At 56.5% G+C, this 24,132-nt stretch carries 27 protein-coding genes; 8 read left to right on the top strand and 19 right to left on the bottom strand.

Features of this window, described 5'->3' with window-relative positions:
• Window positions 1–2 precede the first annotated feature (2 nt).
• The 9 genes from gspK to gspC are packed head-to-tail and all read right to left on the bottom strand — an operon-like array spanning window position 3 to window position 8,357.
• Entirely contained in the window at window positions 3–1,019 is a 1,017-nt protein-coding gene (gene gspK, locus ENTMO_RS0108200) for a type II secretion system minor pseudopilin GspK (protein ID WP_010429125.1), read from the bottom strand.
• Entirely contained in the window at window positions 1,016–1,681 is a 666-nt protein-coding gene (gene gspJ, locus ENTMO_RS0108195; RefSeq protein WP_010429124.1) for a type II secretion system minor pseudopilin GspJ, read from the bottom strand. Before gspJ ends, gspK begins: the two co-directional genes overlap by 4 nt.
• The gene (gene gspI / locus ENTMO_RS0108190; protein ID WP_029485018.1) at window positions 1,678–2,052 is read right to left on the bottom strand and encodes a type II secretion system minor pseudopilin GspI; all 375 of its coding nucleotides are present in this window, start codon (window positions 2,050–2,052) and stop codon (window positions 1,678–1,680) included. The genes gspJ and gspI overlap by 4 nt, the downstream gene beginning before the upstream one ends.
• Window positions 2,045–2,530: a type II secretion system minor pseudopilin GspH gene (gspH, locus tag ENTMO_RS0108185; protein ID WP_010429122.1), complete on the bottom strand. Its 486-nt coding sequence runs from the start codon at window positions 2,528–2,530 to the stop codon at window positions 2,045–2,047. Before gspH ends, gspI begins: the two co-directional genes overlap by 8 nt.
• Complete coding sequence (gene gspG, locus ENTMO_RS0108180; protein WP_010429121.1) at window positions 2,530–2,979, bottom strand: type II secretion system major pseudopilin GspG; 450 nt, start codon at window positions 2,977–2,979, stop codon at window positions 2,530–2,532. The genes gspH and gspG overlap by 1 nt, the downstream gene beginning before the upstream one ends.
• Before the next feature lie 2 nt (window positions 2,980–2,981).
• Window positions 2,982–4,190 (bottom strand): type II secretion system inner membrane protein GspF, encoded by a 1,209-nt coding sequence (gene gspF / locus ENTMO_RS0108175; protein ID WP_010429120.1) that lies wholly within the window; start codon window positions 4,188–4,190, stop codon window positions 2,982–2,984.
• A complete protein-coding gene (gene gspE / locus ENTMO_RS0108170; RefSeq protein ID WP_010429117.1) occupies window positions 4,190–5,668 on the bottom strand; it encodes a type II secretion system ATPase GspE in 1,479 nt (492 codons plus the stop codon). The genes gspF and gspE overlap by 1 nt, the downstream gene beginning before the upstream one ends.
• A gap of 13 nt (window positions 5,669–5,681) precedes the next feature.
• Window positions 5,682–7,613 (bottom strand): type II secretion system secretin GspD, encoded by a 1,932-nt coding sequence (gene gspD / locus ENTMO_RS0108165; protein WP_010429115.1) that lies wholly within the window; start codon window positions 7,611–7,613, stop codon window positions 5,682–5,684.
• A gap of 12 nt (window positions 7,614–7,625) precedes the next feature.
• Entirely contained in the window at window positions 7,626–8,357 is a 732-nt protein-coding gene (gspC, locus tag ENTMO_RS0108160) for a type II secretion system protein GspC (RefSeq protein WP_029485017.1), read from the bottom strand.
• A 299-nt stretch (window positions 8,358–8,656) separates the two neighbouring features.
• Between gspC and ENTMO_RS0108155 the strand changes: the two genes are divergently transcribed.
• Window positions 8,657–10,210, top strand: coding sequence for an ExeA family protein (locus ENTMO_RS0108155; protein ID WP_010429109.1), 1,554 nt, complete (start codon window positions 8,657–8,659; stop codon window positions 10,208–10,210).
• Window positions 10,210–10,818, top strand: a complete 609-nt coding sequence (locus ENTMO_RS0108150) for a hypothetical protein (protein WP_010429106.1) — start codon at window positions 10,210–10,212, stop codon at window positions 10,816–10,818. The genes ENTMO_RS0108155 and ENTMO_RS0108150 overlap by 1 nt, the downstream gene beginning before the upstream one ends.
• Here the strand turns inward: ENTMO_RS0108150 and ENTMO_RS0108145 are convergent.
• From ENTMO_RS0108145 to ENTMO_RS0108135, 3 genes are all read right to left on the bottom strand, one after another.
• Complete coding sequence (locus ENTMO_RS0108145; protein ID WP_010429102.1) at window positions 10,815–11,438, bottom strand: helix-turn-helix domain-containing protein; 624 nt, start codon at window positions 11,436–11,438, stop codon at window positions 10,815–10,817. The genes ENTMO_RS0108150 and ENTMO_RS0108145 overlap by 4 nt on opposite strands.
• Before the next feature lie 262 nt (window positions 11,439–11,700).
• Entirely contained in the window at window positions 11,701–12,531 is an 831-nt protein-coding gene (locus tag ENTMO_RS0108140) for an N-acetylmuramoyl-L-alanine amidase (RefSeq protein WP_010429099.1), read from the bottom strand.
• Window positions 12,531–12,851, bottom strand: a complete 321-nt coding sequence (locus ENTMO_RS0108135) for a heavy metal-binding domain-containing protein (RefSeq protein WP_010429098.1) — start codon at window positions 12,849–12,851, stop codon at window positions 12,531–12,533. Before ENTMO_RS0108135 ends, ENTMO_RS0108140 begins: the two co-directional genes overlap by 1 nt.
• A 97-nt stretch (window positions 12,852–12,948) precedes the next feature.
• Here ENTMO_RS0108135 and ENTMO_RS0108130 point away from each other — a divergent pair, with 97 nt between their 5' ends.
• The 6 genes from ENTMO_RS0108130 to artJ all read left to right on the top strand — a co-directional run bounded on the left by ENTMO_RS0108130 (window position 12,949) and on the right by artJ (window position 17,475).
• Window positions 12,949–13,467, top strand: coding sequence for a lipoprotein (locus ENTMO_RS0108130; RefSeq protein WP_010429096.1), 519 nt, complete (start codon window positions 12,949–12,951; stop codon window positions 13,465–13,467).
• A 226-nt stretch (window positions 13,468–13,693) separates the two neighbouring features.
• On the top strand, window positions 13,694–14,422 hold the full coding sequence (gene artP, locus ENTMO_RS0108125) for an arginine ABC transporter ATP-binding protein ArtP (RefSeq protein ID WP_010429094.1): 729 nt from the start codon (window positions 13,694–13,696) through the stop codon (window positions 14,420–14,422).
• A gap of 19 nt (window positions 14,423–14,441) precedes the next feature.
• Window positions 14,442–15,173, top strand: a complete 732-nt coding sequence (artI, locus tag ENTMO_RS0108120) for an arginine ABC transporter substrate-binding protein ArtI (RefSeq protein ID WP_010429090.1) — start codon at window positions 14,442–14,444, stop codon at window positions 15,171–15,173.
• A gap of 6 nt (window positions 15,174–15,179) precedes the next feature.
• On the top strand, window positions 15,180–15,896 hold the full coding sequence (gene artQ, locus ENTMO_RS0108115) for an arginine ABC transporter permease ArtQ (RefSeq protein ID WP_010429088.1): 717 nt from the start codon (window positions 15,180–15,182) through the stop codon (window positions 15,894–15,896).
• Window positions 15,896–16,564: an arginine ABC transporter permease ArtM gene (gene artM, locus ENTMO_RS0108110; protein WP_010429086.1), complete on the top strand. Its 669-nt coding sequence runs from the start codon at window positions 15,896–15,898 to the stop codon at window positions 16,562–16,564. The genes artQ and artM overlap by 1 nt, the downstream gene beginning before the upstream one ends.
• A 179-nt stretch (window positions 16,565–16,743) precedes the next feature.
• On the top strand, window positions 16,744–17,475 hold the full coding sequence (artJ, locus tag ENTMO_RS0108105) for an arginine ABC transporter substrate-binding protein ArtJ (RefSeq protein ID WP_010429085.1): 732 nt from the start codon (window positions 16,744–16,746) through the stop codon (window positions 17,473–17,475).
• Window positions 17,476–17,561: 86 nt separating this feature from the next.
• Here the strand turns inward: artJ and ENTMO_RS0108100 are convergent, their stop codons facing one another.
• From ENTMO_RS0108100 to ENTMO_RS26500, 7 genes are all read right to left on the bottom strand, one after another.
• Window positions 17,562–19,031: a sensor histidine kinase gene (locus ENTMO_RS0108100; RefSeq protein WP_010429083.1), complete on the bottom strand. Its 1,470-nt coding sequence runs from the start codon at window positions 19,029–19,031 to the stop codon at window positions 17,562–17,564.
• On the bottom strand, window positions 19,015–19,722 hold the full coding sequence (locus ENTMO_RS0108095; RefSeq protein ID WP_010429082.1) for a response regulator transcription factor: 708 nt from the start codon (window positions 19,720–19,722) through the stop codon (window positions 19,015–19,017). The genes ENTMO_RS0108100 and ENTMO_RS0108095 overlap by 17 nt, the downstream gene beginning before the upstream one ends.
• A 104-nt stretch (window positions 19,723–19,826) precedes the next feature.
• Complete coding sequence (rlmC, locus tag ENTMO_RS0108090; protein WP_010429079.1) at window positions 19,827–20,966, bottom strand: 23S rRNA (uracil(747)-C(5))-methyltransferase RlmC; 1,140 nt, start codon at window positions 20,964–20,966, stop codon at window positions 19,827–19,829.
• Window positions 20,967–21,131: 165 nt separating this feature from the next.
• Window positions 21,132–21,605 (bottom strand): YbjO family protein, encoded by a 474-nt coding sequence (locus ENTMO_RS0108085; protein WP_010429077.1) that lies wholly within the window; start codon window positions 21,603–21,605, stop codon window positions 21,132–21,134.
• Window positions 21,606–21,670: 65 nt separating this feature from the next.
• Window positions 21,671–22,516: a putrescine ABC transporter permease PotI gene (gene potI, locus ENTMO_RS0108080; protein WP_010429074.1), complete on the bottom strand. Its 846-nt coding sequence runs from the start codon at window positions 22,514–22,516 to the stop codon at window positions 21,671–21,673.
• Window positions 22,513–23,466, bottom strand: coding sequence for a putrescine ABC transporter permease PotH (gene potH, locus ENTMO_RS0108075; RefSeq protein WP_010429071.1), 954 nt, complete (start codon window positions 23,464–23,466; stop codon window positions 22,513–22,515). The genes potI and potH overlap by 4 nt, the downstream gene beginning before the upstream one ends.
• A gap of 9 nt (window positions 23,467–23,475) precedes the next feature.
• Window positions 23,476–24,132 (bottom strand): TOBE domain-containing protein (locus tag ENTMO_RS26500; RefSeq protein WP_041951376.1); only part of this gene is annotated, 657 nt, incomplete at its 5' end.

Raw genomic sequence — 24,132 nt, 5'->3', positions numbered from 1 at the left:
TGTTATTCAACCATTCGGTAGCGGCGTTGCCAGGTAATCACCTTGCCCGCTTCATTATCAACATGAAGCTGGCTGACGACGCGCAGCGTTAAATCATCGGTATTGCCGGTACTGTTGACCTGGAAATACGTACTGTTTACCGCGAGAAACGCCTGAACCTGCTTGAGGGCGTCTTTGGTCTGCGGATAATTTGTCTCAAGCTCTTTCAGGAACGCCTCCATCGACTCCCAGCCCTCTTCGGGGCGAGAGGCGATCAGGCGGGCGGCCTCGTCCTCGCTCAGCGAACCGATAAACAGCGCGGCCAGCAGCGGCGCCTGATCCCCGGTCAACGTATTCACGTCCACCTTGCTGGCGCTGTCGGGCAAGGCGCACAGCACTTTGCTGACCTTGCCCCAGGCCGCCTGCGGAAACGCGGGCAGCAGCTTGATCTCGCCCGGGGTGCGCATCATCTGATTCGCGGGCTGCCGCGCAGGCTCCACGCCGGCCCAGGCATCCGTCTCCAGCCCCTCTTTCGCCGTGGTGGTATCACCGTCGAGATAGTCCAGCAGCTGCTGGTAAATCTCTTCGGCGTCACCCGCGGAAATGCCGCTGTCGGCCAGGAGCTGCTCGACGATGCGCTCCTTCACCGGTTTTTCCGGCAGGCCCCCCGCGGTCTGTACCGCTGGCGTTTGATCTGCCGCCAGCAGGTTATTGACGTTAAAGCAGGTCTGGGCATCCTCAACCTGGCTCACCACGGTGTAGTTTTCGCCGTCGGTTTCCACCGGCTCTGCCCATTCGCCCTTCGGCGACAGCCCTTTGCTCTCGCCGCTGGCGTACGTCTGGAGCAGATCTTCTATCGTTTTTTGCTGGCTCTGAATGGACCAGCGCAGCTGCTGCTGGCTCACCTGATAGCGGGTTTTCTGCAGATTGCGGCAGAACTGCTGGCTGATTTTGGCCGCCAGGGCCGACATCATGACCAGCAAAATTAGCACCACCAGCAGCGCGACACCGCGCTGTTTCCGAACCGATTTTCCGCTCATTTGTTTTCTCCTGACGGGGCGGGGGCCGGCTCCGCTTGCGCAGGCGTCGCCGCATCGGCTGGTGCCGCTGACGTTTGTTCTGCGGGTGCTGCCGAGGCGTCCGGCAGATCCCCCGGCGTGGTAAATACCCAGCGCCAGGTATCGCCGTTCTCCATGGTCAGCAGCAGCTCCACGCCGTCCGGCTGGTGCGCCGTGTCGGTCCATTTGTCCAGCCAGCTCGCTTTCCAGAAGCGCCACGACATCTCTTTAACATCGCTGAGGATCGGCACCTCTTCCGGCTCCGCATCCGCCGGGCCGTCAATGACCGGCCAGATATCCCGCCACAGCTTTTTATCTTTTAACCGCCAGCGCACGCGCTCCAGCTGAACCTGACCGCTCACGCCGTTCAGCGTGGTCAGCTCCAGGCCGTCTTTGCTCTGGACAAATACGTCAGGCTCGTTGCGCGGGGCGCGCGCCTGAAGCTGGAAGAAATCCCGCTCCAGCAGGTTATAGGCCCGCTGAAGCTGGTTTAAGCGGGTGGCCGCCACGTCGGTGGCGTTCGACGTACGCATCGCCCCGTCAAGGATTTGCCAGGCAAGCAGGCTGATGACCGCAAAGATGGTCAGCGCAATCATGATCTCCAGCAGCGTAAAGCCCTGCTGACGCTGAGCGTGCTTACTCATTTCGCCTCTCCGGGTTCCATCACCTGCAGGGCAATCACCGGCTTATCTTCCTCGCCCTCGGCGTACACCTGCACCTCATCGGCAAAGCAATTTTCCGCGGTTTTTACCCGCTGCTTGCGCCAGGTCCAGCTTCGGCCGCCCATGGTTTCCGTGCCCGTCTGCAGGGCATCGGGGAACGGCGCGTTGTTCAGTTTTGCCTCCGCCTGCTGGTTTTCCGCCACCCAGCTCGCCTGCAGCGAATCGCCCAGCCCGTGGGGAAAGCGCACGTTCAGCGAGACGGAGTTCATCAGCGCCAGCGCGGCGGTGGAGAAGATGACCAGCGCGACCATCACTTCCAGCAGGGTCATCCCCTGTTCTTTATGTTTAGTCATCGTTCTCTACCGATACCGGTGAGGCCCCCTGCGACACCACGCTAAAGCGCTGCTTTTTGTCGAAACTCTGCAGTGAAAGCCTGAAACGACTGATTTCGCCGTCCGGCAAAAAGACAATCTGCGGCGCGGTGTCAGTCATGGCGGCGATGCGCTGAGGCGACAGCGAGACGTGCATCTCTTCCGGGAACTGGCCGTGGGTGACAATGCGCCCGGCGGTCAACGGCTCCCAGTGACGTTCGCCGTCTTTTTTGGCCCAGGTCACCAGTTGATATTCAGACGTGGTGACCACCAGCCCGACGATATTGCCGTCCATCACCGCACGGTCTGAACCATATTCAACGAGGGCTTTTAGCTGCTGACCGAAAATATCCGCACCGCTGCGCGAGGGAATAGTCGAAACGACCATCATGGCGCAGCTGGCAAATATCACCAGCGCCAGAATAATTTCCAGCAAGGTAAACCCACGTTGCTTATTCATTACTTCTCTTTTTTATCTAAAGACCAGTTGGTAATATCATCAGCCGTATTGGCTTCGGCATCCGGGCCCGCAGAGAAAACATCAACCGCGCCATGTTCACCAGGGCTGACGAGGATGTAATCGTTACCCCATGGATCCTGCGGCAGGCGGCGAATATAGCCGTCGTCACGGTAGTTTTTCGGGATCGGCGCGATTTCCGGTTTGGTCACCAGCGCCTGCAGGCCCTGCTCGGTTGTCGGATAACGGTGGTTATCCAGCTTGTACATATCCAGTGAACCTTCCAGCGCCACAATATCGCTGGTCGCTTTCTGGGCATCCGCCTTTTCTTTATTTCCCATTAAATTTGGCACCACCATACTGGCGAGAACGCCGAGAATAACGATAACCACCATTAATTCGAGCAAAGTAAACCCGGCCTGACGTTTCAGGCTATTTCGTTTTAAGGACATATTTAACCCACCATATTATTGAGCTGAAGAAGCGGCTGTAATATTGACAGTACGATAAATAAAACCACCGTCGCCATTGTCACCACCAGTGCCGGTTCAAAGACCGACAGTGTTAACGTAATTCGATGTTGCAGTGCCGATTCCTGGTTTTCCGCGGCGCGATCCATTAATGAACCTAATTCCCCGCTCTCTTCGCCGGAGGCAATCATGTACAGCATGGTTGGCGGAAAGAGCTTCGCCTGGTCCAGCGCGTTGTACAGGGACGCCCCCTGACGCACGGTATCTGCCGCCTGCTCCAGCACCTGCCGGGCATAGAGGTTTTCAATCCCGTCCATCGCGATATACATCCCCTCGAGCAGCGGAACGCTGCTGGCCTGCAGGATGCTGAGCGTGCGGATATAGCGCGCGCTGTTGATGGCGCAGACCAGCTTTTTGATCGGCGAGCCGTTCACCAGCCAGCTGTTCCAGCGAAAACGGTTCGCCTTTTTCTTCACCCAGGCCTTAAAGCCCACAGCCGCGCCGAACAGGCCTCCGGCAATATAGATCCCGTACGCCTGCAGGAAATCGCTCACCGCGATCAGCGTGCGGGTGGTGATCGGTAGCTGCTGCTTCATATGCACGAACTGCTCGATCACCTGCGGCACCACCGCCACCAGCAGGATGCTGATAACCGCCACGGCGACCACCGTCAGGGTAATCGGGTAGACCATTGCCTGGGTGAGCTTGCTTTTCATCTTCTGGCGCTGCTCGTTGTACTCTGCCAGCTTCTCCAGCACATCGCCCAGATGACCGGTTTTCTCCCCGGCCATCACCAGCGTGCAGTAGAGCTTGTCGAAGGTGCGCGGGAACTGGCTGAAGGCGTCAAACAGCGTGTGGCCTTCCACCACTTTCTCGCGGATTTCAACCACCATTGCCGCGAGCTTTTTGTCTTCCGTCTGCTTTGAAATCGCCTTCAGGGCGCTTTCCAGCGGCAGCGACGCGTTAACCAGCGTCGACAGCTGACGGGTAAACATCGACAGCACCGGCACAGAGAGTTTGGCCCCGGTTTTGGCTTTTGCGCTGGCCGCGTTTTCACGGGTTTCGGTGATGGTCAGCGGCATTAGCTTCTGCTCGCGCAGCGACTGGCGCACCTGCTTTGGCCCTTCCGCCTGCAGCGTGCCGCGCTGGGTTTTCCCGGCGGCATCGGTGGCGGTCCACGCGTAGAAAGCCATTATTCATCGCCTCCACGCTCGGCGGTCACGCGCATCACCTCTTCCAGCGAGGTGACGCCGCTGATGACCTTCATCAGGCCGTTTTCGCGCAGGCTGTAGGCCTGCTTGAACAGCTCGGTCTCGATGGACATCTCGTCTTTGTCTTCATGAATGGCCCGGCGCATGGTGCTGTCGACCACCAGAAACTCGTGGATCCCCGCGCGTCCCTGGTAGCCGCTCTGGCGACAATGCTCACAGCCCACGGCGCGATAAATCGCTTTCGGCGGGGTATCCATAAAGCTGAATAACGCCTTTTCATTGTCATCCAGCGAACTGGTGGTACGGCAGTGCGGACACAGCCGACGCACCAGACGCTGGGCAATGACGCCGAGCAGCGACGATCCAATCAAAAATGACTCCAGGCCCATATCCCGCAGACGGGTAATGGCCCCCGCCGCACTGTTGGTGTGCAGCGTAGACATGACCAGGTGACCGGTGAGCGACGCCTGCACCGCAATTTGCGCGGTTTCGCCGTCACGAATTTCCCCGATCATTACCACGTCCGGATCCTGACGCAAAATCGCGCGCAGGCCGCGGGCAAAAGTCATGTCCACGCGCGGGTTGACCTGCGTCTGCCCCACCCCTTCCAGCTCGTACTCAATCGGATCTTCGACGGTCAGAATGTTGCGTTCATGCCCGTTCAGCGCCGACAGAATGGCGTACAGGGTGGTACTTTTGCCGGAGCCTGTCGGCCCGGTGACCAGGATAATGCCGTGGGGGCGACCAATCAGCCCTTTCAGTTTTTCCAGCTCTTCATCGATGAGTCCGAGCTTGTTGATGTCCGGCTTCAGGTTGCTCTTATCGAGCAGACGCATGACCACGCGCTCGCCGTACTGTGACGGAATGGTCGACACGCGCACGTCGATCGCCTTGCGGCCGATGCGCAGGGAGATACGACCATCCTGCGGCAGACGCTTTTCGGCGATGTCGAGCTTCGACATGACTTTAATACGCGACACCAGCAGCGGCGCGAGCTTGCGCGCAGGCTGCAGCACCGGGCGCAGCACGCCGTCAACGCGAAAACGGATGCTCAGCGTGCGCTCAAAGGTTTCGATATGGATATCCGATGCGCCGTCCTTCACCGCCTCGCCGAGAATGGCGTTGATCAGGCGGATCACCGGCGAGTTTTCATCGTTATCCAACAGATCTTCGTTGTCCGGGATCTCCTCGGTTAACGCCATCAGATCGATATCCGCATCCATGTCGTCCACCAGCTGCTGCGAAACGCCGCTGTTCTGCTGCCAGATTTTGGCCAGCATTTCATCGAACGCGTCGGCGCTCAGCGTCTCGGGCACAAAGGCGCGCCCCAGCACCCGACGCATCTCCAGCAGCGCGAACGCGGGCACATCTTCACGAATGTAGACCGCGTCGTTCCAGTACAGGATACCGTTGTCTTTCGCGAAGCTGCTGGTGCAAAGCTGTTTCGTCAGTTCATCCACGCGTCACCTCCGCTTATTCTTTGAACGGGTTGCGGGACGCTGACGTCGCGGTTACGCCTGCGGGCGTCGCGTGACTCTGCTTCGGATAGGCCGGCAGAACCGGGCTATCGCTGTTTTCGAGAATGCCGAGTTTTTGCTCTTCCATACGCTGCTGCTGACGCGCGCGGATCTGATCGTATTTCTCTTTCGTCGCCGCGCTGTAGTTGTCGTCATCGCGCAGCACGGTGGTGTGGATAAACACCATCAGGTTACGTTTCGACGTGTCCTGCGAGGTGTAGCGGAACAGCTGGCCCACCAGCGGCAGGTCGCCCAGCAGCGGCACTTTCGAGACGTTCTGCTTATTGACGTTCTCCATCAACCCGCCCAGCACGACCGTCTGGCCACTGTGAACCATCACTTCGTTATTGATGGTACGGGTGTTGAAGGTTGGGCCAAGGCTGGCGTCTTCGGTGGCGCGGGCGTCCGCGCTGGAGACTTCCTGCTCAATCTTCAGGTGGATCATGTCCCCGTCGTTGATCTGCGGAACAATCTTCAGCTTGGTACCGACAGTTTTACGCTCAACCGAGTTAAACACGTTGTCGCCGCTGGTGGTCTGGGAGCCGGACAGCACCGGCACATCCTGACCCACGTTGAACGAGGCTTCTTTGTTATCCAGCGTGACCACGCTTGGCGTGGAAAGAATGTCGTTCTTGCCGGTGGTTGACAGCGCGGTCATCAGCGCACCAAAGTCGCCGTTAAAGAAGCCGGTCGCCAGGCCCGTAAAGGAAGCGCCTTTAATCGTGCCGTTTTTGATCTGGCTGATCGGCAGACCGGTCGAACCAAACTGCACGCCGCCGTGCTTGCCGGTCCACTGCACGCCGAGATCCATGCCGTTACCGTCCTGAACTTCAGCAATGATGGCTTCCACCAGCACCTGCGGACGGCGAATGTCCAGCTTGTCGATCACCTTCTCCAGCGAGTTCATGACGTTTGGCTGGGCGGTGATCACAAGTGAGTTGGTGGACTCATCGGCCGTGATATTCAGGTCGGTTGATGACGTTGAGGTGGTTTTGCTCTTCGCCGCACCGGCTTTGTCTTTCAGCTGTTCGCCAATGCCGGTGAGCACCGGCACCACTTTCGAGGCGTTGGCGTATTTCAGGTAGAAGACCCGGGTGTTGCCCTCGTTATTCTGCTCGCGATCGAGCTGGCCAATCAGCGAGCGGGTACGCGCACGCGCATCTTCGGTGCCGCTGATCACCAGGCTGTTTGTTTCGTCATCGGCCACCACTTTGGTCGCCAGCTGCGGCGCGTTCTGCCCTTTCTGCTCTTCGTTGTTGAGGTTGTTCAACATATCGGAGAGCTCTTTGGCGGACGCATAGCGCAGCGGCACAATTTCACGACTCTGCATGCCGGAACGATCCACGCGCTCAACCAGGTCCACCAGGCGGTTCACTACCGAGGCTTTACCGGTTAACAGCAGCACATTCGAGGGTTCAAAATGGACCACGTTCCCGATACCGGAGGCATCGTTCAGCTGGCGCAGCAGCGGGGCCAGCTCGCGAACTGGCACGTTTTCCATGCGCACCACGCGGGTGATGATCTCATCCCCTTTGCCCGGGTTTTTGCTGTCGGCCACCGGAACCCCGGCGGTACGCGCCACGCTTGAACGCACCACTTTGACCATGCCGTTATCCATCGGGATTACCGAGAGACCATAGAGATCCAGCACGCTCAGGAAGAACTGATAATATTCCTCTTCCGACAACACGTTATAGGTTCTCACCGACACGGTGCCCTGAACGGACGGGTCGACGAGAATGGTTTTATTCAGATTGCGACTTACCGTATCGATAAATTCGCGAATATCGGTATTTTTAAAGCTGGCGCTAAAGTTAGCTGCAAGCAGCGAACTGGAATATAACGACAATGCGGTCAGCGCCACGCACGCCCACGGAAATTTCTTCATGATGTACACTTGTTAATTGTTTAAAACATTAACCCGAATATTTTCAAGGTGAGCGTGCCGCCTGACGACGACCTCCGCCTCTTTCATTTTCGACCAGTTGGCGATGATATTTTTCGCCTGCGCTTCTTTCGTCATATCGACGTCGTTGACTTTCACTACCACATCCCCTTTTTCCAGCCCTGTATCGCTGTAAAAAGGAGACGCATTCCGTGGATTAATATTAAAGCCTTCCAGTTGGCCCTTATCGATTAACGGTTTTAACACCAGATAATCATCGAGATGCAGGCTGTCGGCGCCTGCATCTTTTTTCGATTTGGTAACCGGGCCGCTGTCAACGCCGCCCTTAAAATACGCCGGTTTATTGAGGGCCAGCGTCTGTTTCGCCCCCTCGTACTGCACAACGACGTTATCTTTATTAATTTCATCCACATAGGCGTCATCGAAGCCGACAAGCGGCTCTCCTTCCCGGTAGCTCTGCTGCCCGGCGGGCGTCTTGATCACGGCAAACGACAGCCAGGATTCATCGCTGCGAATAATGCCTTCGATTTCTGCGGATAACGGCGCTTTTACCGCAGCGGGCGCGTCGCTTTGACGCACTGCGGCGGTGAAAAGGCCAAAGTTTTGTTCAGCGTCACGGTTTTTTAGCGCCGGCTTATCCGCATTCGCTAACTTATTCGTAACTTTCTTATAATCTTTATAAACGACATAACCCTGCTGGCTGCAAAATATCAGCATGACAAGCATAATGCAGGGTGTCATTACACGGGAAAGGAGTGCGTTCCTCATTATTTATCCGGCCTTTTAGCAAAGCAGTCATTCGCAGCGACGTGCTGCATCACTTAGTGAGTTAATAATAATCAGCACCCTGAATGCCGACCATCTGCTTTGCTATTAACTTTCATGAAGAAATTTATTGACCGGGAAAAAGGGGAATGTTAGAGACCGACGGCAGGTTATTTTTACTCTGGTGTTAAATTGACCAGGACTGGTGCATCCCGTACTTTTCGCCCATTGCTATTAAAGAGAAGAGACGGTCAGTCGCTATGTATCAGAGTCATTTTAAATTCAGTACCCCTCCGTTCAGAACAATCACCCGTAAATCGGGCGATTTTCTGGTGCCTTATCATCAGGATGTGTTCAATCTTCTGAAAGAGAAAAGCCAGCAGGCAGGGATCACCGGGCTCTTTTACCACGACAGTGAACTGCTGGGGCAGTTCAGCGATGCACTGAAGAGCAGCAGCACCGTCGTCTCAATTAACGCGTTTCCAAAGCTGAGCGCCAGCAGCCTGCTGTATAAGCTCAACCCGTCGGCGAAAGAGAGCAAAAATAAACTGCAGGCCGTGGATGCCGTGCTGCGCCAGTGGCGGGATAGCCGCGCAACGCAAAAGGTGCTGGTCATCACGCACGCGGAGGCGATGAAGAATAACAGCTACGATGTGCTGGCCATGCTGCTGACGCGTGCCCAGGAGCTGGACGTGCGTTTGTCGGTCATCCTGATGGGCAGTGAAGATCGGGAGACGATGCTGACAGACTCCGCGCTGCAGGAATTTGTTCTGACCAGCCACACCCTGCGCAACCTGACCTGCCGCGAATTTCTGAGCTATGTTGACGCCCAGTGCCAGGAGCACGGCGCTGACGTCTCCCCGCTGACGCCCGCTCGCGTGAAAAAGATCCACGCCCTGACCAAAGGCAACATCAGCAAGCTGAACGAGTTGGCGCACCTCTCCATGCTGGCCGCGTGGACCGAACGCGCGCCAAACGTCGGGCCGCGTCATTTGCGCCTGGCGTGTGGCGAAGTGCTTCCGGCACCGAAACGCGGTAAAGCGCTGGCGTCCATCGGGCTGTTTGCCTCCGTGCTGTTCGCCGCCTGCGGCTGGATGATGACCTCTTCCATCACGGCAAAACTGCCGGTAGCACTGCCGGTACCGGCCAGCTGGAAACAGCCGGTTAAAACGCCAGGCGCGCCGGTATTGCCGGTCATCGAACATGAAGTGGTAAACCAGCCTGATGCCATGCATCAGCTTTACGCCATGTGGGGGTATGACGCGTCAGCCGACGACGCGCTGTGTCAGAATGCCGGTAAAGTGAATTTGATGTGTAAACAGGGAAATGCCACCCTGGACTCGCTGGCGAATGAAGGTTATCCGTGGGTCAGCGAAATGAAAACGGGCGATCATATTAACTACGCCGTGGTGGCGCGCGCGGGGAAAGAGTCCCTCGACCTGCTGATGAATAACCGCACCTGGCAGGTGAGCCGCACCTGGTATAACCAGCACGCGACGGGGAATTACACCCTCCTGCATCGCCTGACGCCGGAAGGCAAAGACGAAATCACCGCCGCCAGCGGCAGCAAAGATCTCGAATGGCTGGATCAGCAGCTGAGCGTGGCGCTGGGCGAAAGCGAAACGCACGATAAAAACTGGACGGCGGAACTGATGAAACGCACCCGCGAATTCCAGCAGAAAATGCATCTTCGCGTTGACGGTATTCCGGGTGAAGACACGCTGATGCAGCTGATGCGCGAAACCCATACCACGCCGAGCGTATTGATCCAGACAACCCAGGCCAACCCGGCTACGCAAGAGAAACACGCATAATGTCTACCATCTGCCTTGCTGCCCAGCGCAGCTATACCACCGGGGAGCCGGTCTGGTTCTCATGGCGTTTACCGTCGTTCAGTAAAATCCTCAGCGTGATCGCGCTGTGGTGTCTTGGGCTGTGTGCACTGATCGCGGCCGGCCTTTATGCGCACGTTTACTGGAATTTGCGCCACCCGGCACCCGTGATAAAAAAGGTGAGCGTGGCGAAACCGGAAACCTCGCTGTCTGATATGCATTACGTGTACGTGACGAAGCCGTTCCCACATCCGCATCCAAAACCCCAGCCGGTTAACATGCAGGATAATGTGCCGCCGATGGATAATATGCCCCTTAATAGTGACGACAATGACTGGCAGCAGGCCCCCGATGGCGCGTTACCGGATATGCCGATAACGCATGACACCTCGCGCGATACCTTACCCGGCACCGAGGCGCACGAAAAGGCAATGAAATCGGATGACGACAGCTCGTTAAAAGAGTTGTTTATGCAGGCGTTAAAACAGCAGCAGGATGATATGTCGAAGGGAAAAATGCCCGCGCCACCGGTTGATGAAACGCAGACGGCGTCTCCTTCTGTCATAAAAGGAGACACCGGAGGGGATTAATATTTTTCAGGTAAGGCAGACAGGCTAAGAAGTCGCCCTTTTTCCACCACAATATATTGACCTTTTTTCAGGTCTGAGAGGATTTTAATAATGGTACTGCGCGCCAGGTTAGTGTATTCCTGAATGTAATCATAAATATTAATATCTCGCTGATGCTGAACAATAAGCTCGTTAATTTCAATCAGGAATTCACGCACTACGGAATAGGCGCTACGGGCCACTAAGACATCATCGCGTTTGCTGAGCAAACAGATATACCATGCCAGCACTTTGGTCAGTTCGGGCCACAGCCCCAGTTGGGTCATTAACCGCTGGAACTCATCTTTGTGAATAGTGCGAACCACGGTATTGCTGCGTACAACCCCCTGCATATGTGCGGAATTGTAGAAAATAGCGGAGAGGCCAAAAATACATTGCCCCTCCAGGGTAAACATACATAAGTCATCGGAACTACGGCGGAACTCCACTTCACCGCTGACAATGATATGAATATTATCTGAGTTACAAGTTGATATTTTTTGCCATTTTCTTAACGTCTTTTCCTCATATCCTGAGGTTGCGTGAATAATGGCTGCCATTTCATTATGAGGACGTGTTTTTTTACCAAAAATGCTTAACATTGTTATACCTAATTAAGATGTTTAAATGCGAATTTTTCCGGCAAAGAAGAATGTTGCCGTAAAGTTAACTTTGTATTCTTTTAAAATTAAAAAAACCAAAACAGAACGGGTCTTTTTAATTGATTCATGCTGTGAATCGATGAATCCATCTTAATTGAGGGCGATTTTAAATCAATTAACTTAAAATGAATTGAGAATGTACTTAAGATTAATCTTAAGAGCATTCAAAGCTAATCTATTTATTCAGGGTATTCCTGAAGAATTACCCCTGCCCGTATTTCTCTAAAAGTGCTTCTGCGATGGCCATCGTTTCCACATCAGCGACGCCATTCCACAGCTGCGGCCTGAAGTGCATCTGGAACACCATGATGATGCGCTTCTGTTGGGCAGGCGTGCTGTTGTCTGGCACCTCGTAACCATAACGCGCGAGTAAATCCAGCAGCGCTGCGGTGTCCACCACCTGATACGGCGGTCGCCCGTTCATATAGAACGCGACGCGTCCGGCGTCGGGCCAGGCGCCAATCCCCTGCAGTGCCAGTTGCCGCCACGGGAAGAGCGGACCGGGATCGTCTTTGCGCTGCGGGGCGATATCCGAATGGGCTACCACATTTTCAGGCCTTATGTTGTAGCGGGTGATAATGTCTTTGGCCAGCGGCACCAGCGCCGCAATTTGCGCAGGCTCAAAAGGGGTAAAGTGCTTAACGCCAGACGTTTTTTGCCAGCCACGGTTCTCCAGCTCAATCCCCACCGACGTATCGTTGATACGGTTGGTGCCGCGCCAGAAGCTGATCCCGGCATGCCACGCCAGTTCGCTTTCAGGCACCAGCTGCCAGATACGCGGTTTGCCATCAGGAGCAGGAGGAATTGCCGGAATGAGATAGTGGGAGCTGACATTTTTGTCCGTTAAGGTCGCCAGCGAGCTGTCAAAATCATCCGCGGTATAGTGGATAACCAGCACCTTGATACGCGGGTAGGCCGCCTGCGCCTGGTGGCGGGTATCCAGCTCGTAGGCACCTTTATCAATAACGCCTTTTTCCGTGGCGCACCCTGCCAGCAGCAGCGCCAACAGGAGTGTTGAAAGCGAACGCTTCATCAACGGGTTTTCACCGCCGTGCCGCTTACGCTCACCATCAGCATACTGGCGTCTTTACCGACCGTTTCGTAGTCAATATCAATGCCGACAACGGCATCGGCGCCCAGCGCTTTTGCCTGTTCGCCCAGCTCTTTAAAGGCAATTTCGCGGGCCTTGCGCAGCTCTTTCTCGTAAGCACCCGAGCGTCCGCCGACGATGTCGCGAATACCGGCAAAAAAGTCGCGGAAGATGTTGGCGCCCAGAATCGCTTCGCCCGTCACGACGCCGCAATACTCGGTAATCGGCTGCCCTTCCAGGGTTGGGGTGGTTGAAAACTGCATACTTTCTCTCCTTCTTTAGCGTTCAATGCCTTACCACCAGCATTATCGGTTCGTTACGCTATGATTGAAAGGATAGTTAATAAATAAGGAAATCAACATGCGCTACTCTGCTTTAACGCTTTTAGTGCCTTGCGCGCTGGTGCTCAGCGCGTGCACCACCCCGGTCACGCCGGCCTTTAAGGATATCGGTACCCGCAGCGGCCCCTGCATTGACGGTGGCCCGGATACCGTGGCGCAACAGTTCTATGATTATCGTATTCAGCATCGCGGTAACGATCTTACTGCCCTTCGTCCGTATTTGAGCGACGGTCTGGCCAAACTGCTGAACGATGCGACCCGCGATCCGCAGCATAACGCGCTGCTTCAGTCGGACCCGTTCTCCAGCCGCGCAACGCTGCCCGACAGCGCCGAAGTCGCGAGTGCTTCCACCATCCCAAACACCGATGCGCGCAATATCCCGCTGCGCGTGAAGCTGACCCAGGGCACCCAGTCCTGGCAGGATGAAGTGCTGATGATCCGCGAAGGCCAGTGCTGGGCCGTCGACGATGTACGCTACATCGGCGGCAGCGTTCATGCCCCGGCAGGCACGCTGCGACAGTCGATTGAGAACCGCTAAAGCATCAGTTAAATAATTGTTAACCCCGTAAAATGTCCGGCATTTCTCGCGGAATGCCGACATTTATACTCGCCCCCCTTGCCCTTCGCTATTTTGTGCTATGTTTAAGAGGAAATACGGGTTATATTTAACTTTTAACGCAGAAATATTGCATAACTATTCTGTCAACGGTACTAGCTGCGGCCTCAATTGCTATAGATTGCCTGGATGAGTAAAGACTGCCCCGATGAGTATTAAACTAAACGGCATTAACTGCTTCTACGGCGCACACCAGGCGCTGTTCGACATCACGCTGAACTGCCCGGAGGGCGAAACGCTGGTTTTGCTCGGCCCAAGCGGCGCCGGCAAAAGTTCCCTTCTGCGTGTCCTCAATCTGCTTGAAATGCCCCGCTCGGGTACGCTGGCGATTGCCGGTAACCATTTTGATTTTGCGAAAACGCCGTCTGATAAAGCGATTCGTGAACTGCGTCAAAACGTGGGCATGGTCTTTCAGCAATACAATCTCTGGCCGCACCTGACCGTTCAGCAAAACCTGATTGAAGCCCCGTGCCGCGTGCTCGGTTTAAGCAAGGACCAGGCGATGGCGCGTGCCGAAAAGCTGCTGGAACGTCTGCGTCTTAAGCCGTACAGCGATCGCTATCCTCTGCACCTCTCCGGCGGTCAGCAGCAGCGTGTGGCGATTGCCCGCGCGCTGATGATGGAGCCTGCAGTTCTGCTGTTTGATGAACCTACCGCGGCGCTGGATCCGGAAATCACCGCCCAGATCGTGAGCATTATTCGCGAGCTGGCGGAAACCAATATTACGCAGGTGATCGTGACCCACGAGGTGGAAGTGGCGCGTAAAACCGCCAGCCGCGTGGTGTATATGGAAAACGGGTATATCGTTGAGCAAGGTGATGCGGGCTGTTTCGCTAACCCGCAAACCGATGCCTTTAAAAACTATTTATCTCATTGATTGTGTCAGGGGAAATATAATGAAAAAAGTATTACTTGCCGTGCTGCTTGCTGGCGTTACCCTTTCCGCTACCGCAGCCCAGACAATTCGTTTCGCCACCGAAGCGTCTTATCCTCCGTTTGAATCCATCGATGCGAACAACAAAATTGTGGGCTTCGACGTGGACCTGGCTAACGCCCTGTGTAAAGAGATCGACGCGACCTGTACCTTCAGCAACCAGGCGTTCGACAGCCTGATCCCGAGCCTGAAGTTCCGCCGCATCGACGCCGTAATGGCCGGTATGGACATCACCCCTGAGCGTGAAAAGCAGGTGCTGTTCTCTACCCCTTACTACGATAACTCCGCCCTGTTCATCGGGCAGAAAGGCAAGTTCACGTCCATCGACCAGCTGAAAGGCAAGAAAGTGGGTGTGCAGAACGGCACCACGCATCAGAAATTCATCATGGATAAACATCCGGAAATCACCACCGTTCCGTATGACAGCTACCAGAACGCGAAGCTGGATCTGCAGAACGGCCGTATCGACGGCGTGTTTGGTGATACCGCGGTGGTGACTGAATGGCTGAAAGCCAACGACAAGCTGGCGCCAGTGGGCGACAAAGTGACCGATAAAGCCTATTTCGGTACTGGTCTGGGCATCGCCGTGCGTCAGGGCAACACTGAGTTGCAGCAGAAATTCAACGCTGCGCTGGAAAAAGTGAAGAAAGACGGCACCTACGAAACCATCTACCAAAAATGGTTCCAGAAGTAATTCCTGATGAATGAAATTCTTCCATTAGCAAGCGCCGCCGGGATGACCGTCGGCCTTGCCGTTTGCGCACTGATTATCGGCCTTGTGCTGGCGATGTTCTTTGCGGTGTGGGAATCAGCAAAATGGTTCCCCGTCGCCTGGACAGGTTCCGCACTGGTGACCGTGCGGCGTGGGCTGCCGGAAATTCTGGTGGTCCTGTTTATCTATTTCGGTTCCTCACAGCTGCTGCTGACGCTGTCGGACGGCTTCACGATCAATCTCGGCTTTGCGCAGATCCCAGTGCAGATGCAGATTGAAAACTTCGACGTCAGCCCGTTCCTGTGCGGCGTGATTGCCCTCTCCCTGCTTTACTCTGCCTACGCGTCACAAACGCTGCGCGGGGCGCTGAAGGCGGTTCCGCAAGGACAGTGGGAATCCGGCCAGGCGCTCGGCATGTCGAAAGCGGCGATCTTTTTCCGCCTGGTGATGCCGCAGATGTGGCGTCATGCCCTGCCAGGACTGGGTAACCAGTGGCTGGTATTGCTGAAAGATACCGCGCTGGTGAGCCTCATCAGCGTGAACGATTTAATGCTGCAGACCAAAAGTATCGCCACCCGTACCCAGGAGCCGTTTACCTGGTACATCGTGGCGGCGGCGATCTACCTGGTGATTACGTTGCTGAGTCAGTACATCCTCAAACGCATCGACCTGCGTGCAACGCGTTTTGAACGGAGACCGGGCTGATGCTTGACTACTTACCCGAGCTGATGAAGGGGCTGCACACCAGCCTGACGCTGACCGTGGCGTCCATCGTCGTGGCGCTGATCCTGGCGCTGATCTTCACCATCATCCTGACGCTGAAAACGCCGGTGCTGGTGTGGATCGTGCGTGCCTACATCACCCTGTTTACCGGCACGCCGCTGCTGGTGCAGATCTTCCTGATTTACTATGGCCCGGGCCAGTTCCCGTCGCTGCAGGAGTATCCGGTTATCTGGCATCTGCTCTCTGAGCCGTGGCTGTGCGCCCTGATTGCGCTCTCATTGAACAGTGCGGCCTATACCACCCAGCTGTTCTACGGGGCGATCCGCGCCATTCCTGAAGGACAGTGGCAGTCCTGCGGGGCGCTGGGCATGAGCAAGAAAGACACGCTGGCGATCCTGCTGCCGTATGCCTTCAAGCGCGCGCTCTCCTCCTATTCCAACGAAGTGGTGCTGGTGTTCAAGAGTACGTCTCTGGCCTACACCATCACGCTGATGGAAGTGATGGGCCACGGACAGCTGCTGTACGGACGCACCTACGACGTCATGGTGTTTGGGGCGGCAGGGCTGGTGTATCTGGTGGTCAACGGTCTGTTGACGCTGATGATGCGCCTGATCGAGCGTAAAGCGTTGGCGTTTGAGCGCAGAAATTAACCTGCCAAATGCATAAATCTGTATATCAAAGGCGGGTAACCTGATGGGTTATCCGCTTTTTTTTGTATGATATACAATATTTAATCATATTTATTGCATATAAATTCATTAACTGGCATTGTACATCCATGCCGCAGACACGGCGCATAATGACAAGATAGACAGACGGGAGCATTACAATGAAAAAGTTAGTTCTGGCCGCATTACTGGCAACCTTCGCCGCTGGCGCATCCGCTGCGGATAAAATCAATTTTGGCGTTTCCGCCACCTATCCGCCGTTTGAATCGCTGGATGCCAGCAACCAGATCGTCGGTTTCGACATCGACCTGGCGAAAGCGCTGTGCAAACAGATGCAGGCCGACTGCACCTTTACCAACCATGCCTTCGACAGCCTGATCCCGTCGCTGAAATTCAAAAAATACGATGCGGTGATTTCCGGGATGGACATCACGCCTGAGCGCAGCAAGCAGGTCTCCTTCACCGACCCATACTACGCCAACTCGGCGGTGGTGATTGCGAAGAAAGGCGCTTATACCTCTTTCGATCAGCTGAAAGGCAAACGCATCGGAATGGAAAACGGCACCACGCACCAGAAATACCTGCAGGACAAACATCCTGAAGTGAAAACCGTGGCCTATGACAGCTACCAGAACGCGATTATCGACCTGAAAAATGGCCGTATCGACGGTGTATTCGGTGACACCGCCGTGGTGAACGAATGGCTGAAAACCAATCCGCAGCTGGGCACGGCAACCGAGAAAGTGACCGATCCGCAGTACTTTGGTACAGGCCTGGGTATCGCGGTACGTCCTGATAACAAGGCCCTGCTGGAAAAACTGAACGGCGCGCTGAAAGCGATTAAAGCGGACGGTACGTATCAGAAAATCAGCGACCAGTGGTTCCCGCAGTAATGGTTTTTGCCGGGTGACGGCTGCGCCTTACCCGGCCTACGGGGGGAGTTGTAGGCCGGGTAAGCGCAGCGCCACCCGGCACTCTCTCACAACGGCACAAAGAACCTGAACCGCGCCCCGCTCACCGACTCCATCAGCCTGATCCCGCCCCCGTGCAGCTCCAGCATTCGCTTCACAATAAGCAGCCCTAACCCGCCGCGATTCTCACGCGATGCCTGGGTCGTCAATGCCGACGGCCGTTGGAACAGATCGTCTCGCAGCGCGGCATCGACGCCCGTTCCGCTGTCTGCCACTTCGACCTGAAGCTGTTCATTCTCCTGCCAGACCGCCAGACGAATTTCCCCGCCGGTCGGCGTATGGCGCATCGCGTTATCCAGCAGATTAGTCACCACCCGCTCGATCATCGACACATCGGCAAACACCTGCGGCAGCAGTCCCGGCACGTCAATATGCAGATTCACCTCGCGCGTGCGGGCGGTGAGCTCAAACTTCTGCGCCACGTCGGAAATCAGCTCCGCCATCGCAAACCGCTCGCGCTGCGGCTTTATGCCGCCATGCTCCAGGCGCGCCAGCTCAAACAGCTGCTGCGACAGATGACGGACTTTTTGACCCTGACGCAGCGCGGTAGCGAGATACTGCTGGTGTTCCTGCGGCGTCAGGGTCGTGGATTTTAGCGACAGGGTTTCCAGATAGCCCAGCAGCGAGGTCAGCGGCGTGCGAAGGTCGTGCGAAATGTTGGCGATAAACTCCCGGCGCTGGCGATCGCTGTCGGCCAGTTGGTCCCACTGTTGGGTGATTTTGCGTGCCAGTTCGATAAAGCTGTTGCGCAGGAGCGCCACTTCATCCTTTGCCGTCGCATCCGGCGTCTCTACGGCCAGCTGCCTGATTGCGCTCATGCTGTCCCGATCCAGCCCCGCGACTTCGACCGTCAGCTCTTTTACCGGGCGCGTGACCCAGTACCAGACCAGCAGGCCCGCCAGCAGGCCAAACAGCGCGACCCACAGCAGTGACCACAGCACCGTGCTCCACAGCGCCTTATGCCAGGCCATCTCCGCCAGCGCGTTCGACTCCTCGCCCTGCAAAATAATGTACAGATAGCCTTTTAGCTCGCCGTCCTGCCGCAGCGGCGTGGCACTAAAGACTTTTTTATTCTGGCTTCGCGGATCGTCGCCCAATACCGGAATAGCGGTACCGCTCAGGAAGGTCTGAACCGGCGCCAGGTCGATTTTTTGCCGCTGAATATGGCCCGGCGGTGCGGCATCGGCCAGGATATCGCCATCCGGGGAGACGACGTACAGCTCAACGCTTGGATTAAAGGTCATCAGCCGGTCAAACAGCGGCTTGAGTGACGTTCGGTCCACCTTCCCCTGTGCGTCCAGAATCGGTTCGCGCTGGACGATCTGCTGCGCCAGCCCGCCCGACAGCCGCTGCACCATCGCGTTACCGTACTGCGTGCTGCTGTAGAGCTGTACCGCGCAGGCGACGGTGGCGCAGAGCATCATCAGCAGGATGAACAGTAGCGTCAGGCGCTGGCTCAGGCTAAAGCGGCGCATCATGATTTGGCTCCGCAAATTTATAGCCCTTGCCCCAGACGGTGCAAATAATCTCCGGCTCGGCGGCGTCCTTCTCAATCTTGATGCGCAGGCGGTTGATATGGGTGTTAACAGTGTGCTCATAGCCTTCGTGCTGATAGCCCCAGACCTGCTCCAGCAGCGCTAACCGGGAAAACACCTCGCCTGGATGACGGGCAAAGAAGTACAGCAGCTCGAATTCACGCGGCGTGAGATCCACCACCTGGCCGTGAAGCAGCACGCTGCGCGCCAGCGGATCGATAGTCAGCCCGTGAGCCTGAATTTGACCGTCAGTTTGCGCCTGCCCCATCGCCTGCTGGCGGCGGAACAGTGCTTTAATGCGCGCAATCAGCTCCTGCACCGAGAACGGCTTAGCCAGATAGTCATCGGCGCCGGTTTCCAGCCCCGTAATGCGGTCGGTTTCGCTGCTGCGGGCGCTGATGATAATGACCGGCAGGTAGCGCGTCATCTGACGGATGCGGCGGCAAATCTCCAGACCGTCAACGTTGGGCAGCATCAGGTCGAGGATCACCGCATCCCACGGCTGTTTTTCAAGACGCTGCAGGGCGTTGCCCCCGTCGGGCTCGTGGGTGATGGCGTAGCCTTCATCTTCTAAATTGAGTCGCAGAAGCGCCGCGATGTCGTGGTCGTCTTCCACCAGCAGGATCTGCTTCATGGGTAAGCCTTATTCATTTCTTATGACGTAAGCTTACCTGATTTCGCAGGGATGAAGAGTTCACATTTTGTTGAACATTGTCCGGGGGTCATGCCGGGTGGCGGCTACGCCTTACCCGGCCTACGGATTAACAACGTCAACACTTCATAATGCGCGGTATGCGGGAACATATCGAAAAGCTGCACGCGTTCAATGCGGTAGCCCGGCAGGTTAGCGATGTCTTTCGCCATGGTCTGCGCGTTACAGCTGGAATAGACGATGTATTCCGGTGCCATCTGGCTCAGGTAGTCGCACAGCGCCTTTCCGATGCCACGACGCGGCGGGTTCACCAGCACCAGTTCCGGCACGTTGCCCTGCCCGGTGGCGAACTGCGTGGAGTCCAGCGCCTGGAAGCGCAGATTCGTTAACCCCAGCTCGGCGGCGGACTGTTTCGCGCAGGCAATCGCTTCGGCGGAGATCTCAATTCCGGTGAGCTGCATTTCTGGCGTCGCGCAGTGCAGGCCAAAGCCGCCCACGCCGCAGAACAGATCCCACATATGCTGGATGTTTAACGCACGCACCCAGTCGCGGGCGGTGGCGTACAGACTGCTCGCCACGGCCGGGTTAGTCTGGAAGAAGCTTTGCGGGCGGATCCACAGCGGCACACCGTTGAAATTCTCGGCCAGCGCGTGCTGGTCGGTGGAGAAAATCTCTTTCTCCCCCTCCAAGATCGCCATATGCACCGGCTGAATATTTGCGGTAATGACCTTAAGCTGCACAAGCTGTTCCTGCAGCCACGGTATCGCCGCGCGCAGCTGCTCCAGCTTGGATTCGGAGCGCAGCACGAAGCGCAGCATCATGCCGCCGTCTTTCTGGCTTTCGGTCAGCAGAAGGTATTTCAGCTCGCCGCGCTTGCGGGCGACGTTGTAAGGCGTTAAGCCCGCACGCGCGATAAACGGTTTCAGTGCGGCAAAGACGGGCTCAAACGAGGCGGGATAAAGCGGACAGTCGGTTAAGTCTTCAGGCGTACCGTCGCGGTGCAGCATTCCCAGCAGCGGTTTTTCAACGCTGCCGCTGACCACCATTTTGGCTTTGTTGCGAAAGCCCTGCTCCGGGCCGCTGACGGGTGCGCACCACTCGCCCACCGCGTGTGCTGCCAGCAGCTGTTGCAGGTCGGCCATTTTGGCGGTGAGTTGTTGAGAGACCGGCTGTTCTATCCACTGACAGGAGCGGCAGCGTCCGGCGTCAAAGAGTGCGCACTGCATATGAAAACCTTAAGAATCACGAGGGCTGCGATTATATACACAAAATCATTCAAGTTGTATCAAGGCGGCAAGTCTGAGAATCCCCAGGAGCTTACTCAAGTAAGTGACTGGGGTGAGCAGACGCGGCCAACGCAGAGACGGCTTGAAGGATGACGTGTATACACATTATTGCAGGCGGAAGAATCTCCGACTGGAAGCCGGGATATAAAGCAGGCAGAGCACCAGCATATCCGGAAGCTTTTGCATCACCAGCGACTGGAAAATTTCCCGCCGGGAACCACCGGGAATGCTAAACAGTTCAGGATATCCGTAGCCCAGCGAAGCCGCCCACAAATAACCCGCAGCAATGATTTGCGTCAGCAGATAGACCCAGCGCGCCCAGTTGCGCCCTTTGACCAGCGAGAATGCACAGTAGATTTCAATAAACACCAGCACCAGGCTGCTCAAAAAAACCAGCGTCAGATTCCACGTCTGTACGCTGCGGTGAATGAATTCACCGATGCCGTGGACGCCTAAGGTGTTCAGAATCATCAGCACGTCCAGACAGCGGATCATAATAATGGCGAGCGCCGCCACCTGCACCAGCGCAGGAACGTTCGGACGAGCATGCGTATGACGTGTTTTTTGAAAGAATCCCAATGTTTTACTTCCCTGAAAAACAGTGCCGCGTCATGCGCGGCACTTCACTGGAAATTTTAAATGCTTCAGCCGCGTCTTGCACGCTGGATATCACGCACCCGCTGCTTTTCCGCGCGCGCCATCAAATACCAGGCGATAAATCCGACAATTCCGACTACGCCGAGGATAATTGACGCCAGGGCGTTGATCTCCGGATTCACCCCCATACGCACGCTGGAGAAGACCAGCATTGGCAGCGTCGTCGCGCCCGGCCCGGAAACGAAACTGGCGATAACCAGATCGTCGAGCGAGAGCGTAAACGCCAGCAGCCAGCCGGAGATCACCGCAGGCATAATCATCGGCAGCGTGATGATGAAGAAGACCTTCAGCGGCGTAGCGCCGAGATCCATCGCAGCCTCCTCAATAGAGCGATCCAGCTCGCGCAGACGTGACGAGATCACCACCGCCACGTAGGCGGTACAGAAGGTGACGTGGGCCAGCCAGATGGTGAGCATGCCGCGATCCGCCGGCCAGCCGATGGCGTGCGCCAGGGCAACGAACAGCAGCAGCAGCGACAGGCCGGTGATCACATCCGGCATCACCAGCGGCGCGGTGATCATAAAGGCAAAGCCGTTCGAACCGCGAAAACGCCCGAAGCGCACCATCACCAGCGCGGCGATGGTGCCCAGAACACAGGCCATCGTGGCCGCCAGGGCGGCAATGCTCAGGCTCAGCCCCACCGCGCTCATCATCGCATCGTCGTGGAACAGCTCGCTGTACCAGCGCGTCGACCAGCCCGCCCAGACCGTTACCAGCTTAGAGCTGTTGAAGGAGTAGATCACCAGCATCAGCATCGGCGCATACAGGAAGGTAAAGCCAATCACCAGGATCGCAATTCGCCACGGGGAGCGCACTACCGGTAAGTTGTTCATCCGTGGTCTCCCATCTGTTTCTGCTGATGCTTGTGGAACCACATGATCGGCACGATCAGCAGCAACAGCATCACGATTGCCACCGCCGAGGCCACCGGCCAGTCGCGGTTATTGAAGAACTCCTGCCACAGCACGCGACCAATCATGATGCTGTCCGGGCCGCCGAGCAGTTCAGGGATCACAAGCTCCCCTACCGCCGGGATAAAGACCAGCATTGACCCGGCGATAATGCCGCCTTTGGTCAGCGGGACAATGACGCTGAAGAACGTTTTCAACGGGCGCGCGCCGAGATCGAGCGACGCTTCCACCAGCGAGTAATCAATGCGCGTCAGGGCCGTGTATATCGGCAGCACCATAAACGGCAGATAGGCGTAAACAATCCCGATATAGACCGCAAGGTTGGTATGCAGGATGGTCAACGGCTGGTCGATCACCCCGAGCCACATCAGAAAGTTATTCAGTATGCCGTTGTTTTTCAGGATCCCCATCCACGCGTAAACGCGGATCAGGAACGAGGTCCACGACGGCAAAATTACCAGCAGCAGCAGGATGTTACGCGTCGATGGCTTGCTGTGCGCGACCGCCCAGGCCAGCGGATAGCCCATGAGAAGGCAGCAGATCGTCGAGATCGCCGCCACCTGCAGCGACTGCAAATAGGCTTCGAAATAGAGCGGGTCGTCGGTGAGCTGCAGGAAATTGCCCAGGTTTAAGGTCAGCGTCAGCTGCCCGTCGGCCCAGTCCAGCAGGTTGGTATACGGCGGGATCGCCCGCGCCATTTCTGCCAGGCTGATCTTGAAAACAATCAGGAACGGCAGCAGGAACAGCAGGATCAGCCAGATATACGGCATGGCGATCACCAGCTTGCGGCCGTGGTTCATCTGCATGCGCGCCAGCCAGTGGGCAAAGCCGCCCGGTTTTTTGACGCGGGCTGGAGGTTCAAGTGTACTCATGATCGCTCCTTATACCGTCAGTACGACGCAGCTGTCCGCGTCCCAGCACAGGCGCACTTCGTCGCCCCAGGTCGGCTGTCCCTTGCGATAGCGATGTTCGTTCTGCAACTGGGCGCTGAGCATTTGTCCGCTTTTCAGACGCACATGGTAAATAGACAGGTCGCCCAGATAGGCAATGTGCACCACTTCCCCGACGGCAAAGTTATAGCCATCGGCAGGCGGATCCTCGCAGAGCATGATCTTCTCCGGACGCAGGGCAACGTAGACCGGCACGTTATCTAACACCGAGTTATCAGAGTCGACCTTAAGCGGATGCTGCAGCCCCGGCGATTCGATGACCAGCCCGTCTTCCTGACGATCTTTCAACAGCCCTTCGAAGACGTTCACCGAGCCGATAAACTCCGCGCTGTAGCGCGTAGTCGGATGCTCGTAAATCTCTTCCGGCTCGCCGATCTGCACGAACTTACCGCGGTTCATGATCGCGATACGTCCGGCCATGGTCATCGCCTCTTCCTGGTCGTGGGTAACCATCACGCAGGTCACGCCCACGCGCTCGAGAATGTCCACCACTTCGAGCTGCATGCGGTCGCGCAGCTTTTTATCCAGCGCGCCCATCGGTTCGTCGAGCAGCAATAATTTCGGACGTTTTGCCAGACTGCGGGCCAG

Origin of the sequence: Enterobacter mori LMG 25706 (assembly GCF_000211415.1) — a bacterium.
Lineage (GTDB): Bacteria > Pseudomonadota > Gammaproteobacteria > Enterobacterales > Enterobacteriaceae > Enterobacter > Enterobacter mori.
Note: the sequence above shows the minus strand (reverse complement) of the source record. Positions and strands in the feature narration are given on the sequence as shown.